Annotated in this window: 14 protein-coding genes; all 14 read left to right on the top strand. The window is 72.7% G+C overall.

Translation table 11 applies throughout. The annotated features are described in order from the left end of the window. The first annotated feature begins 2 nt into the window (after positions 1-2). The gene (locus tag FH715_RS21495) at positions 3-2,459 is read left to right on the top strand and encodes a [protein-PII] uridylyltransferase (RefSeq protein ID WP_139647857.1); all 2,457 of its coding nucleotides are present in this window, start codon (positions 3-5) and stop codon (positions 2,457-2,459) included. A gap of 77 nt (positions 2,460-2,536) precedes the next feature. After that, positions 2,537-4,087, top strand: a complete 1,551-nt coding sequence (gene ffh, locus FH715_RS21490; RefSeq protein ID WP_139647856.1) for a signal recognition particle protein — start codon at positions 2,537-2,539, stop codon at positions 4,085-4,087. A gap of 67 nt (positions 4,088-4,154) precedes the next feature. Then, positions 4,155-5,570 (top strand): proline--tRNA ligase, encoded by a 1,416-nt coding sequence (gene proS / locus FH715_RS21485; protein WP_139647854.1) that lies wholly within the window; start codon positions 4,155-4,157, stop codon positions 5,568-5,570. Positions 5,571-5,652: 82 nt separating this feature from the next. After that, the gene (locus tag FH715_RS21480; protein ID WP_211367728.1) at positions 5,653-6,300 is read left to right on the top strand and encodes a hypothetical protein; all 648 of its coding nucleotides are present in this window, start codon (positions 5,653-5,655) and stop codon (positions 6,298-6,300) included. Between the two features lie 149 nt (positions 6,301-6,449). After that, positions 6,450-6,875: a 30S ribosomal protein S16 gene (rpsP, locus tag FH715_RS21475; RefSeq protein WP_139647849.1), complete on the top strand. Its 426-nt coding sequence runs from the start codon at positions 6,450-6,452 to the stop codon at positions 6,873-6,875. A gap of 1 nt (position 6,876) precedes the next feature. Beyond that, complete coding sequence (locus FH715_RS21470; RefSeq protein WP_097233029.1) at positions 6,877-7,116, top strand: RNA-binding protein; 240 nt, start codon at positions 6,877-6,879, stop codon at positions 7,114-7,116. Positions 7,117-7,236: 120 nt separating this feature from the next. Continuing rightward, entirely contained in the window at positions 7,237-7,788 is a 552-nt protein-coding gene (rimM, locus tag FH715_RS21465) for a ribosome maturation factor RimM (protein ID WP_139647847.1), read from the top strand. Next, the gene (gene trmD, locus FH715_RS21460) at positions 7,785-8,594 is read left to right on the top strand and encodes a tRNA (guanosine(37)-N1)-methyltransferase TrmD (protein ID WP_139647845.1); all 810 of its coding nucleotides are present in this window, start codon (positions 7,785-7,787) and stop codon (positions 8,592-8,594) included. The genes rimM and trmD overlap by 4 nt, the downstream gene beginning before the upstream one ends. A 132-nt stretch (positions 8,595-8,726) precedes the next feature. Then, entirely contained in the window at positions 8,727-9,074 is a 348-nt protein-coding gene (gene rplS / locus FH715_RS21455) for a 50S ribosomal protein L19 (protein WP_139647938.1), read from the top strand. A 30-nt stretch (positions 9,075-9,104) separates the two neighbouring features. Next, positions 9,105-9,818: a signal peptidase I gene (gene lepB / locus FH715_RS21450; protein ID WP_139647843.1), complete on the top strand. Its 714-nt coding sequence runs from the start codon at positions 9,105-9,107 to the stop codon at positions 9,816-9,818. Further along, positions 9,811-11,103 carry a signal peptidase I gene (gene lepB, locus FH715_RS21445; protein ID WP_139647841.1) on the top strand — a complete coding sequence of 431 codons (1,293 nt, stop codon included), beginning with the start codon at positions 9,811-9,813 and terminating at the stop codon, positions 11,101-11,103. Before lepB (FH715_RS21450) ends, lepB (FH715_RS21445) begins: the two co-directional genes overlap by 8 nt. After that, complete coding sequence (lepB, locus tag FH715_RS21440; RefSeq protein WP_139647839.1) at positions 11,039-11,884, top strand: signal peptidase I; 846 nt, start codon at positions 11,039-11,041, stop codon at positions 11,882-11,884. Before lepB (FH715_RS21445) ends, lepB (FH715_RS21440) begins: the two co-directional genes overlap by 65 nt. A 57-nt stretch (positions 11,885-11,941) precedes the next feature. Next, positions 11,942-12,709 carry a signal peptidase I gene (gene lepB, locus FH715_RS21435; RefSeq protein WP_139647838.1) on the top strand — a complete coding sequence of 256 codons (768 nt, stop codon included), beginning with the start codon at positions 11,942-11,944 and terminating at the stop codon, positions 12,707-12,709. Positions 12,710-12,722: 13 nt separating this feature from the next. After that, positions 12,723-13,058, top strand: a complete 336-nt coding sequence (locus FH715_RS21430) for a DUF2469 domain-containing protein (RefSeq protein ID WP_097233036.1) — start codon at positions 12,723-12,725, stop codon at positions 13,056-13,058. Positions 13,059-13,073 lie beyond the last annotated feature (15 nt).

Raw genomic sequence — 13,073 nt, 5'->3', positions numbered from 1 at the left:
GCATGACGGCCCCCACCCCCACCACGGGCGAGCACGAGGGGCAGGACGGCGGCTACGCCTCGGCCCGGCTGCGCCTCCTCCAGCAGGAGGCGCGGCCCGGGCCCGCCCGTCGTTCGGAGCTCGCCCGCCTCACCGACGACTGGCTCGCCGGGCTGCTGCGCGCCCAGCCCCACGCCGGACGGGTCGCCCTGGTCGCCGTCGGCGGCTACGGCCGAGGCGAACTCTCCCCGCGCAGCGACCTCGACCTCCTCCTGCTGCACGACGGCAAGGCGAGCCCCCGGGAGATCGCGGCCGTCGCCGACGGCCTCTGGTACCCGGTGTGGGACCTGGGCCTGGCCCTCGACCACTCCGTGCGCACGCCGGCGCAGGCCCGTGCCACGGCCGCCGACGACCTCCGGGTGCAGCTGGGGCTGCTCGACGCCCGCCACCTCGCCGGCGACGCCGCGCTCACCGCCGAGCTGCGCGCCGAACTCCTCGGCCGGTGGCGCTCCGAGGCCCACACGCGCCTCCCCGAGCTCCGGGAGCTCGGCCTGGAACGGGCGGCGCGCCACGGCGAACTGCCCCACCTGCTGGAACCCGACCTCAAGGAGGCGGCAGGCGGGCTGCGGGACACCACAGCGCTGCGCGCCGTCGCCGCCTCCTGGCTCGCCGACGCCCCGCGCCAGGGACTTGAGACGGCCCGCGCCACCCTGCTCGACGTGCGCGACGCCCTGCACCTGGCCACCGGCCGCGCCACCGAACGGCTCGCCCTCCAGGACCAGGACCAGGTGGCGACCGCGCTCGGCGCGCTGGACGCGGAGAGCCTGCTGCGCCGCGTCTACGAGGCGGGCCGCACCATCTCCTACGCCTCCGACGTCACCTGGCGCGAGGTCGGCCGGGTACTGCGCGCCCGCACCGCGCGCCGGCGCGTCGGCCGGCGCGCGGCGCCCGCCGAGCGCCGCGTTCCGCTCGCCGACGGCGTGGTGGCGCAGGACGGCGAGGTGGTCCTGGCCCGTGCGGCCAGGCCCGACCGCGACCCGGTGCTCGCGCTGCGCGCCGCGGCTGCCGCGGCCGAGGCCGGCCTGCCGCTGGCGCCGCCGGCGGTCGCCGCGCTGGCCGCCCGCCCGGCCGCGCTGCCCGTGCCCTGGCCGGCCGAGGCGCGCGAGCAGCTGGTCACGCTGCTCGGCGCCGGGCCCGACACCGTCCCGGTCTGGGAGGCGCTGGAGTCCGGCGGGCTGGTCACCCGGCTGCTGCCCGACTGGGAACGCGTCCGCTGCCGCCCCCAGCGCAACCCCGTGCACCGCTGGACCGTCGACCGCCACCTCGTCGAGACGGCCGTGCGGGCCGCCGCGCTCACCCGCCGGGTGCGCCGCCCCGACCTGCTGCTGGTGGCGGCGCTCCTGCACGACATGGGCAAGGGCTGGCCGGGCGACCACAGCGTGGTCGGCGAGACCATCGCCAGGGACATGGCGACGAGGATCGGCTTCGACACGGCCGACACCGAGACCCTCGCCACCCTGGTCCGCCACCATCTGCTGCTGGTCGAGACCGCGACCCGCCGCGACCTCGACGACCCGGCGACGCTCACGCCCGTCGTCGACGCGGTGCGCGACCCGCTCACCCTGGAACTGCTGCACGCCCTCACCGAGGCCGACGCGCTGGCGACCGGCCCCGCCGCCTGGTCACGTTGGCGCGCCTCGCTGGTCGCCGGGCTGGTCGCGCGCGTCGCCGCCCGCCTCGGCGAGGGCCCCCCGCCCCCCGCCGAGCCCGGCCCCTCCGCCGCCGCCGAACGGCTGGCCGTCGAGGCGCTCCGCACCGGCGCCCCCTCGCTCGCGCTGCGCGCCGAGAACGCCGAGAGCACCGAGGACGCCGAGGACGACGAGTCGCAGGCCCCGGTCGGCGTCCGGCTGGACATCGCCCTCCCCGAACGCCCCGGGCTGCTGCCCGCCGTCGCCGGCGTCCTCGCGCTGCACCGGCTCGCCGTGCGCACCGCCAGGGTGCACGCCCACGACCCCGCCGGCGCCGGGCGGGTACTGCTCTTCGAGTGGCGGGTGACCGCCGCCTACGGCTCCCCGCCCACGGCCGAACGGCTCCGCGCCGACCTGGTCCGCGCCCTGGACGGCTCGCTCGCCGTCGGCCGCCGCCTCGCCGAGCGCGAGGCGGCCCAACGCCGCCCGCGCCGCACCAGCCCCGCGCCGCCGCCCCGGGTGACCGTCGCGGCGGCCGGCTCCCGGCTGGCGACCGTCATCGAGGTGCGCGCCCAGGACGCCCCCGGACTGCTGCACCGCATCGGCAGCGCCCTGGAGACAGCCGGCGTCCGGGTGCGCAGCGCGCACGTCAGCACGCTGGGCGCCAACGCCGTCGACGCCTTCTACGTCACCACGGCCGACGGCGCGCCGTTGCCCTCGGAACAGGCCGTCGAGCTGGCCCGCGACCTGGAACGCGCCCTCGCCTTCGAGAGCGGTGCGCACACGGGCTGACACCTTCGCCCGCCGGGCGGATACGCTGGAGGGCACCGCCGACCAGACCCGCCGACGTGTAAGGATTCGCCAGCGCCGTGTTCGACACACTCTCCGACCGCCTCGCGGCCACGTTCAAGAACCTCAGGGGCAAGGGCCGTCTGAGCGAGGCGGACATCGACGCCACGGCACGCGAGATCCGCATCGCCCTGCTGGAGGCGGACGTCGCCCTCCCCGTGGTGCGCGCCTTCATCAAGCAGGTGAAGGAGCGCGCGCTGGGCGCCGAGGTCTCCAAGGCGCTCAACCCGGCCCAGCAGGTCGTCAAGATCGTCAACGAGGAGCTCGTCGGCATCCTGGGCGGTGAGACCCGCCGGCTGCGCTTCGCCAAGAACCCGCCGACGGTGATCATGCTCGCCGGCCTCCAGGGCGCCGGCAAGACGACCCTCGCCGGCAAGCTCGGCCGCTGGCTCAAGCAGCAGGGCCACACCCCGCTGCTGGTCGCCTGCGACCTGCAACGCCCCAACGCCGTCAACCAGTTGAGCGTCGTCGCCGAGCGCGCCGAGGTCGCGGTCTTCGCCCCCGAGCCGGGCAACGGCGTCGGCGACCCGGTGAAGGTCGCCCAGGACTCCGTGGCGTTCGCCAGGGACAAGCAGCACGACGTGGTGGTCGTCGACACCGCCGGCCGGCTGGGCATCGACGAGGAGCTGATGCGGCAGGCCGCCGACATCAGGGACGCCGTCAGCCCCGACGAGATCCTCTTCGTCGTCGACGCCATGATCGGTCAGGACGCCGTCTCCACCGCCGAGGCGTTCCGGGACGGCGTCGGCTTCGACGGCGTGGTCCTCTCCAAGCTCGACGGCGACGCCCGGGGCGGCGCCGCGCTGTCGATCGCGCAGGTCACCGGTCGCCAGATCATGTTCGCCTCCAACGGCGAGAAGCTCGACGAGTTCGACGCCTTCCACCCCGACCGGATGGCCTCGCGCATCCTGGGCATGGGCGACGTGCTCAGCCTGATCGAGCAGGCCGAGCGCACCTTCAGCCAGCAGGAGGCGGAGAAGCTCGCCAGCAAGCTGGCCAAGGGGCCGAAGGAGTTCACGCTCGACGACTTCCTGTCCCAGATGGAGCAGGTCCGCAAGATGGGCTCCATCTCCAAGCTGCTCGGGATGATGCCGGGCATGGGGCAGATGCGCGACCAGATCAACAACCTGGACGAGCGCGAGGTGGACCGCACCGCCGCCATCATCAAGTCGATGACCCCGGCCGAGCGCGACGACCCGAAGATCATCAACGGCTCGCGCAGGGCCCGCATCGCCAAGGGCTCCGGCGTCGACGTCAGCGCCGTGAAGAGCCTGGTGGAGCGGTTCTTCGAGGCACGCAAGATGATGTCCAAGATGGCCCAGGGCGGCGGCGTCCCCGGGATGCCCGGCATCCCGGGCATGGGCGGCCCCGGCGCCGGCAAGCGCAAGGGCAAGCAGCAGAAGAAGGCCAAGGGCAGGCGCCGTTCGGGCAACCCGATGAAGCGTCAGGCCGAGGCGGAGTCCGGCGGCCGTTCCCAGGAGAGCGACACCTTCGGCATCCCGGGCGCCGGCCAGGACCCGGGCAACTTCGAACTGCCCAAGGAGTTCCGGGACATCCTCCCGCCGAAGTGACCCGTCGGGGGAGCGGGCCGGAGAACCGATTCACGCTCTCGGCCCGTTCCCCCGTACCATCTGCGCCATGGCAAAGGCTCCCGTACTCACCCCCCAGTCGGAGGACTTCCCCCGCTGGTACCAGGACGTGATCAGCAAGGCCGAGCTGGCCGACAACGGGCCGGTGCGCGGCACCATGGTCATCCGACCGTACGGCTACGGTCTCTGGGAGCGGATGCAGGCGGAGCTGGACACCCGGATCAAGGCGACCGGCGCGCGCAACGCCTACTTCCCGCTGATGATCCCGCAGTCCTACCTGGCCAAGGAGGCCGAGCACGTCGAGGGCTTCGCCCCCGAGCTGGCCGTGGTCACGCACGGAGGCGGCAAGCAGCTGGAGGAGCCCGCGGTCGTCCGCCCCACCTCCGAGACCATCATCAACGAGTACTTCGCGAAGTGGGTGCAGAGCTACCGCGACCTGCCGCTGCTGATCAACCAGTGGGCCAACGTGGTCCGTTGGGAGATGCGGCCGAGGGTCTTCCTGCGCACCAGCGAGTTCCTCTGGCAGGAGGGCCACACCGCCCACGCCAGCTACGAGGACGCCCGTGACTTCGCCTCGCTGATCCACACCGACGTCTACGCCGACGTGATGGTCAACGTGCTGGGCATCGACGTCGTGCTGGGCCGCAAGACGCCCTCCGAGCGCTTCGCCGGCGCGATCAACACCCTGACGCTGGAGGCCATGATGGCCGACGGCAAGGCGCTCCAGATGGGCACCAGCCACGAGCTGGGACAGAACTTCGCGCGCGCCTTCGACACCCGCTTCCTCGGGAAGGACGGCGAGCGCGACCTGGTCTGGCAGACCTCCTGGGGCGCCTCGACCCGCATGGTCGGCGGCCTGATCATGTCGCACGGCGACGACAACGGGCTGCGGGTGCCGCCGCGGCTCGCCGCCGTCCAGGCCGTCGTGCTGGCGATCAAGGGCGACGACGCGGTGGTGACGCGGGTCCGTGAGATCGGCGCCCAGCTGGCCGCCGCCGGCGTCCGCGTCGAGGTCGACGACCGCACCGACGTCCCGTTCGGCCGCCGCGCGGTGGACTGGGAGCTGAAGGGCGTGCCGATCCGCGTCGAGGTCGGCCCGCGTGACCTGGAGGCCGGCACCGCCATGCTGGCGCGGCGCATCCCGGGCGGCAAGGAGCCGGTCGCGATCGACGCGCTGCCCACCGTGGTCCCGACCGCGCTGGAGGAGGACCAGGAGCTGCTGCTGCGGCAGTCGCGTGAGCGCAGGGAGAGCCGCACCTTCGACGTGCGGACCCTGGAGGAGGCCGCCGAGGCGGCGAAGTCCGGCGGCTGGGCGCGGCTGCCCTGGTCCGAGGTCGGCGCCGAGGGCGAGAAGCGGCTGGCCGAGGACGCCGTCACCGTGCGCTGCCTGGTCGCCGAGGACGGCTCCGTGCCGGCCTCGGACGACGCCCCCGGCACGCTGGCCGTGGTGGGCCGCTCCTACTGAGCGACGGGCCCGGGGCGGCACGCGCCGCCCCGGGCTCTCGCGTGTGCGCTACGAACTGACGGGTAAGTGCAAATTCGCGGACTTGCCCCGGAATCGGAACACAGCGGGGGCATCGCTCGTTATCCACGACGTGAGCACGACACCACCAGTTCTCGCCGCCGAGCTGGCACACGCGTGGGCCGACATCCAGAGGCACCACCCGGAGCTGCCGGACCTGGCCGCGCCCGAATCCCTGATCGGAGAGTCCTCGTCGGCCTGCGGCGCCGAGCTCTCCTTCGAACGACTGCTGCACGAGGCGGTGCACGGCGTCGCCGCCGCCCGGGGGGTGCGGGACACCTCGCGCGCGGGGCGCTACCACAACCGCAGATTCCTCGCGATCGCCGAGGAGCTGGGGCTCGACCACCCCGAGGAGCCGCACCCCAGCAGCGGTTTCTCGCTGGTCACCGTGAGCCCGGAGACCAGGCGCCGCTACCGGCTCACCGCCGAGCGGCTCCAGCGCGCCCTCAAGGCGCACCTGGCGGCGACGGCCAGCGACACGAAGCGCAGCTTCCGCGGCCCGGCCGCCCGCCACGGCTCCTCCGGCGGGGGCGTCCGCGTCAAGGCCGTCTGCGACTGCGGGCGGAACGTCCGGGTGGTGCCCTCGGTGCTGGCCCAGGCCCCGATCATGTGCGGCGCCTGCAAGACGCCGTTCCAGATCGTGGAAGCGGTGACCGTGGCGGCGTCCTCCTGAACGGCTGTGGCAGAATGGTCCGCTGAACTCGACAGTCGCCAGGAACCCTCTCTCCCTCGGCTGTCGCAGTCCACCGGGCCCCGGCCCGCCGCAACCCCACGCGGCGCGGACGAGCTCACCACGTCAATCACGCAGGAGACACCACACCCGTGGCAGTCAAGATCAAGCTGAAGCGACTGGGCAAGATCCGTTCGCCTCACTACCGCATCATCGTCGCCGACGCACGTACCCGCCGGGACGGCCGGGCCATCGAGGAGATCGGCCTGTACCACCCGGTGCAGAACCCCTCGCGTATCGAGGTCGACTCGGACCGCGTGCAGCACTGGCTGAGCGTCGGCGCCCAGCCGACGGAGGCCGTGCTCGGCATCCTCAAGGCGACCGGTGACTGGCAGAAGTTCCGTGGTCTGCCGGCCCCGCCGCCCCTGAAGGAGCCCGCCGCCCGCCCCGACCGCCGCGCCGCCTTCGAGGCCGCCGCCAAGGAGTCGGGTGGCGAGCCGAAGGGCGAGGCCATCACCCCCAAGGCGAAGAAGGCCGAGAAGAAGGCCGAGGCGCCGGCCGAGTCCTCCGAGGGCTGAGATGCTTGAGGAGGCCCTGGAGCACCTGGTGAAGGGCATCGTCGACAACCCCGACGAGGTCCAGGTCGCCTCGCGCACTCTGCGCCGGGGCCGTGTGCTGGAGGTCCGGGTGCATCCCGAGGACCTCGGCAAGGTGATCGGCCGCAACGGCCGCACCGCGCGTTCGCTGCGCACGGTCGTGGGCGCGCTCGGAGGCAAGGGCATCCGCGTCGACCTGGTCGACGCGGACGAGGTCCGCTGAGGGCGCCACATGGCATCACCGTGAGGGCCGGGTGCGGTTCGCCGCACCCGGCCCTCACGCGTGCCGCCCGCCATCCGCGGGTCCCGCCGACCCGCCACCACGTGAGGAACGAAGAGCACAGTGCAACTGGTCGTCGCGCGCGTGGGCCGCGCCCACGGGATCAAGGGCGAGGTCACCGTCGAGGTGCGCACCGACGAGCCCGAACTGCGGCTGGCCCCGGGCGAGGTGCTGACCACCGAGCCGGCCGGTGCGGGCCCGTTGACCATCGAGAGCGGCCGGGTGCAGAGCGGCCGGCTGGTGCTGCGGTTCGCCGGCGTCCGCACCCGCGACGCCGCGGAGTCGCTGCGGAACACGCTGCTGGTCGCCGAGGTCGACCCGGACCAGCTCCCGGAGGACCCCGAGGAGTTCTACGACCACCAGCTGGTGGGGCTGACCGTGGTCACCGCGCGGGACGGGACCGAGGTCGGCTCGGTGCGCGAGGTGTCCCATCTGCCGGGACAGGACCTGCTGGTGGTGGCCCTGCCCGGCGGCGGCGAGGCGTTCGTCCCCTTCGTCGAGGCGATCGTCCCCGAGGTCGACCTGGAGCGCGGCCGGGTGGTCGTCGACCCGCCGCCCGGGCTGCTGGACCTGGAGGAGAAGGGCGAGGCCACGGGCGAGGGTGCCGGCGCATGAGGCTGGACGTCGTCACCATCTTCCCTGAGTACCTGGAGCCGCTGAACGTCTCGCTGGTGGGCAAGGCGCGCGCCCGCGGCCAGCTCGACGTCCGGGTCCACGACCTGCGCGCCCACACCCACGACCGGCACCACACCGTCGACGACACCCCCTACGGCGGGGGCCCCGGCATGGTGATGAAGCCCGAACCCTGGGGCGAGGCGCTGGACGCCGTGCTGGCCTCGGGCGAGGGGCGGCCCGTGGTGGTCGTGCCCACGCCGAGCGGGCGGCCGTTCACCCAGGAGCTGGCCGTCGAGCTGGCCGCCGAGCCCTGGCTGGTCTTCACCCCGGCGCGGTACGAGGGCATCGACCGGCGGGTGATCGAGGAGTACGGCGAGCGGCTGGACGTGCGGGAGCTGTCCGTCGGGGACTACGTGCTGGCCGGTGGCGAGGCGCCGGTGCTGGTGATGGTCGAGGCCATCGCACGGCTGCTCCCGGGGGTGCTGGGCAACGCGGACTCGCACCGGGACGACTCCTTCGCGCCCGGCGCGATGGCCGAGTTGCTGGAGGGGCCGGTCTACACCAAGCCGCCCGAGTGGCGCGGCCGGACCGTGCCCGAGGTGCTGAGCAGCGGCCACCACGGGCGGATCGCCCGTTGGCGCAGGGACGAGGCGTTGCGGCGTACCAGCGCGCACCGGCCCGACCTGATCGCGGGGCGCGGCCCGGAGGACTTCGACAGGCACGACCGTGCGACGCTGGCCGAACTGGGCTGGCGCGAGGGCGAGGACGGCCGATTTTGGCGCCTGCCCGAGACCGTGGAAGAATAGGCCGCTGGCTCACGCCGGGCGTGCGACCCCGCCACAGGGGGACCGACGCCGCCGGGTGTCGACGCCGCACCACACACACTTCTCGACGTTCCGCCGATGACCTGTGGCATCGGGCGAGGAAAGCAGCAGGCCATGAACCTCCTGGACAGCATCGACAGCGCTTCCCTGCGCGAGGACATCCCGTCCTTCCGCCCGGGCGACACCGTCAACGTCCACGTCCGCGTCATCGAGGGCAACCGCTCCCGTGTGCAGCAGTTCAAGGGCGTGGTCATCCGTCGCCAGGGCTCCGGCGTGCGGGAGACCTTCACGGTCCGCAAGATCAGCTTCGGCGTCGGCGTCGAGCGCACCTTCCCGGTCCACACCCCCGTGGCGGAGAAGATCGAGGTCGTGACCCGCGGTGACGTCCGCCGCGCCAAGCTCTACTACCTGCGCAACCTGCGCGGCAAGGCCGCCAAGATCAAGGAGAAGCGGGAGAACTGACCTCCCCTCGCGGACGGTTAGCATCTCCGCGTGACCGACTCCGACGCGGGGGCCTCCTCCGAACCATCCGAGCGCGACCAGCCCTCAGACTCACCGAAGTCCCGCGGGCGCTGGCCGCGCTCGGCTCGTTTCTGGCTGTCGGTGGCGTTGGCTACGGTGGTGGTGACCTCCCTGGTCAGCCGGTTCGTGGTACAGCCCTTCGTGATCCCCAGCGGATCCATGGAGGGCACGCTGCGGGTGGGGGACCGGGTACTGGTCAACAAGCTGGCCTACAGCTTCGGCGGCGAGGTGGAACGGGGGGACATCGTGGTCTTCGACGGCGCGGGTTCCTTCGTCGCGCACGAGCCCGACCCCGGGCCGCTGGAGGGCCTGTTGCGCACCGCGGCCGGCGCGGTGGGGCTGGCCAGCTCGTCCGACACGGACTTCGTGAAGCGGGTGATCGGCATCGGTGGGGACCGGGTGCGCTGTTGCGACGACGAGGGGCGGATCGAGGTCAACGGCGAGCCCCTGGAGGAGTCATATCTGTATCCGGGGGACAAACCTTCGAATGTCAGGTTTGATATTCGAGTGCCCGAGGGACGGTTGTGGGTAATGGGCGACCACCGTTCCGACTCGGCGGACTCCAGGGAGTATCTGGGCTCCCCGGGGGGTGGCACCGTCCCCGAAGACAAGGTCATCGGTCGTGCGGACTGGGTCGGTTGGCCCGTCGGCCGCTGGACATCCCTCCGGTCGGACCATGGGTGAGCGGGGCCGGCCGCGCGGGCGCCGGGGCGGTCGCCCGGAGCGCTCCGCGGGGCGGGAGCACGAGCGGCCCGGGTCCGGCGCGGCCCAGGGGCCGCCGCCCGGCGCGGTGCCGTCGCCGGACGGCGCGGACGAGGAGCGGTGGAGACGCCACGCGGCGCCCGGGGGAGCGCCCCGGGAGGAGCCGCGGGGTGAGCCGGCCCCGACGCTGCGCGGCCCCGGCGAGGGGCGGGCGGCCCGGCGCCGCGCCGCCAAGCGCATCAAGCGCCGCCGCCGGCTGCGCGCCACCCGCGAGATACCCATACTCGTCGGCACCGCGCTGCTGATAGCGCTGGTGCTCAAGACGTTCCTGGTGCAGGCGTTCGTGATCCCCTCCGGTTCGATGGAGGAGACGATCAAGATCGACGACCGGGTGCTGGTGGACAAGCTCACCCCGTGGTTCGGCTGGAAGCCCGACCGGGGCGACGTGGTGGTGTTCGAGGACCCGGGCGGCTGGCTCGCCTCCGAGCAGGCCGACACCACGGAGAGCGAACTGCCGATCGGGATCGAGCAGGGGCGGGACTTCCTGACCTGGATCGGTCTGCTTCCGTCGCAGAACGATCAGGACCTGATCAAGCGCGTGATCGCCGTCGGTGGCGACACCGTCGTCTGCTGCGACGACTCGGGCCGGATCACGGTCAACGGCACGGCGTTGGACGAGCCCTACCTCTACCCGGGGAACCCGCCGTCGCAGATCGAGTTCGAGGTGACCGTCCCGGAGAAGCGACTCTTCGTGATGGGCGACCACCGGTCGAACTCGGCCGACTCGCGCTACCACCTGGACGACGAGGGGCAGGGTACGGTACACGAGGACCGCGTCGTGGGCCGTGCCATGGTGATCGCCTGGCCCTTCGGGCACTGGCAGCGGCTGGGCGACGCCGAGGCGTTCGCCGGGGTTCCCGACCCCGACACGGGCACCGTCAACGCCCGGGGTCCCACCGAGGCGAAGGAAAACCCGACGCCACCGATCCCTGCGGAACTCCCGCTCGTTATGGGTGTGGTGGGTCTGTTGCGGCCCTCGGACCGGTCAACGCGGAGCGTGAGGAGTGGATGTGGGGGATGTGGCGGTGGGTGCGCGATCCAACGCGGAGGAGCCGGAGGACCGTCCGGTGAGCCCGACTGGCGACGTGCCCGGCGATGGCCCCCCCGACTCCGGACCGGCCGCCGGCGCCGGCGAAGACGCCGTGCCGGAGGCTGCCGGGACGCCGGAGGAGAAGGAGAAGGAGAAGGGGGACGAGGGCCGGCGTAAGCACCGCTCCTTCTGGAAGGAGCTGCCGATCCTGATCGGCATCGCCGTGGTGTTGGCCCTGTTCATCAAGTCCTTTCTGGTGCAGGCGTTCTCGATCCCCTCGGACTCGATGCAGAACACCCTCCAGCGGGGGGACCGGGTGCTGGTGGACAAGCTCACCCCGTGGTTCGGTGCCACGCCGGAGCGCGGGGAGGTCGTCGTCTTCGAGGACCCGGGCGGCTGGCTCGGCGACTCCCCTTCCGCCGGCGGGTTCGGCGCGGCCGTGCAGGACGCGTTGAGCGGCATCGGGCTGATGCCGTCCTCCGAGGACAAGGACCTGATCAAGCGCGTGATCGCGGTCGGTGGCGACACCGTGGAGTGCCACAAGGGCGGCCCGGTCCTGGTGAACGGCGAGGCCGTCGACGAGAGCGACTACCTCTACCCGGGGAACAGCGCGTGCGACGACCGTCCGTTCGGGCCGATCGAGGTACCGGAGGGGCGGCTGTGGGTCATGGGCGACCACCGGCAGGACTCGCTGGACTCCCGCTACCACCAGAACCTGGCAGGTCAGGGGACGGTCTCCGAGGACGACGTGGTGGGGCGCGCCATCGTCATCGCCTGGCCGGTGACCCGCTGGGGGACGCTGCCGGTGCCGGGTTCGTTCGACGCGTTGGCCGGACCGGCGGCGGTGGGTGCCCCGGGTGCGGTCGCGCTGGTCGGTGCGGTGCCGCTGGTGCTCTGGCGCCGTCGCCTGGCGGCGGGGGCGGCTGCCCGGATCGAGACGCGGGGCCCCGCGGGCTGATCGAGGTCCTCACGATGGGTAGGGTCACCCTCTGAGAGCAATCAGGAGGGGGCACCGATGAGCGGGACGTCGCGCCGTGGCGGGCGGGTCGGTCGTGCGTTGTCCAGCGTGGCCGTGGGCCTGGGGTGCGTGCTGTTCCTTGGCGGCTTCGTGCTGGCCGCCTTCCTGTACCAGCCGTACACGGTGCCGACCAACTCGATGGCGCCTTCCGTCTCCTCGGGTGACCGGGTGCTGGCGGAGCGCATCGAGGGGCACGAGGTGAGGCGGGGCGACGTGGTCGTCTTCCGCAGCTCCGACTGGGGCGACCTCCCGATGGTCAAGCGCGTCGTCGGTATCGGCGGTGACACCGTCGCCTGCTGCGACGACTCGGGCCGGCTGCTGGTGAACGGCGAGCCGATCGAGGAGCCCTATCTCGACGAGAGCGAGCGGGCTGCCTCGCCGACCGGTTTCGACACCGAGGTGCCCGAGGGCGAGCTGTTCCTCATGGGCGATGACCGCACGGACTCGCTGGACTCCCGGAGCCTGCTGGCGGAGGGCGAGCCGGGCACGGTGCCGAGGGACGCGGTCTCCGGGCGGGTGACGGCCACGGTGTGGCCGCTGGACCGGATCGGCTCGCTCTCGGAGGCGAAAGGATTCGCCGACCAGCCGGGCGGCATCTCGGGAACCGGGCCGTTCTGGCTCCTGGTCTGGGCCACCGGCGGCGGTGCCGTGCTGATCATCCTGGGCGGCCTGCACGGTCCCTTCGTCCGGCTGACCTCGCGGGGCCGCCGTCGCGATGGAGTGCCCTCGTCCTCGGTGACGCACAATGAGGGAACGCACGGCTGAAGGGGATCACGCCATGAGCGCCGAGGACCTCGAAAAGTACGAGACCGAGATGGAGCTGAAGCTCTACCGGGAGTACCGCGACGTGGTCGGGCTGTTCACTTACGTGATCGAAACCGAGCGCCGGTTCTATCTCACCAATGACTACGAGATGCAGGTCCACTCGGTGCAGGGCGAGGTGTTCTTCGAGGTCAGCATGGCTGACGCCTGGGTGTGGGACATGTATCGGCCGGCTCGTTTCGTCAAGCGCGTCCGGGTGCTCACGTTCAAGGACGTGAACATCGAGGAGCTGAATCGCAGCGAACTGGACCTCCCCGAGGACTCCGGCTTCAGGGGCGGGCGCGGGGGCTGACGCTTCCGTTTCACC

Source organism: Streptomyces sedi, from assembly GCF_006335015.1.
In the GTDB taxonomy this organism is placed as follows: Bacteria; Actinomycetota; Actinomycetes; order Streptomycetales; family Streptomycetaceae; genus Streptomyces; species Streptomyces sedi.
Note: the sequence above shows the minus strand (reverse complement) of the source record. Positions and strands in the feature narration are given on the sequence as shown.

What these genes read in the sequence shown, in the direction of transcription:
- FH715_RS21495 (WP_139647857.1), top strand. Translation starts at nt 3, where the DNA reads ATGACGGCCCCCACCCCCACCACGGGCGAGCACGAGGGGCAGGACGGC.
- rplS (WP_139647938.1), top strand. Translation starts at nt 8,727, where the DNA reads ATGAACCTCCTGGACAGCATCGACAGCGCTTCCCTGCGCGAGGACATC.
- lepB (WP_139647841.1), top strand. Translation starts at nt 9,811, where the DNA reads ATGGGTGAGCGGGGCCGGCCGCGCGGGCGCCGGGGCGGTCGCCCGGAG.
- trmD (WP_139647845.1), top strand. Translation starts at nt 7,785, where the DNA reads ATGAGGCTGGACGTCGTCACCATCTTCCCTGAGTACCTGGAGCCGCTG.
- FH715_RS21430 (WP_097233036.1), top strand. Translation starts at nt 12,723, where the DNA reads ATGAGCGCCGAGGACCTCGAAAAGTACGAGACCGAGATGGAGCTGAAG.
- FH715_RS21470 (WP_097233029.1), top strand. Translation starts at nt 6,877, where the DNA reads ATGCTTGAGGAGGCCCTGGAGCACCTGGTGAAGGGCATCGTCGACAAC.
- proS (WP_139647854.1), top strand. Translation starts at nt 4,155, where the DNA reads ATGGCAAAGGCTCCCGTACTCACCCCCCAGTCGGAGGACTTCCCCCGC.
- lepB (WP_139647838.1), top strand. Translation starts at nt 11,942, where the DNA reads ATGAGCGGGACGTCGCGCCGTGGCGGGCGGGTCGGTCGTGCGTTGTCC.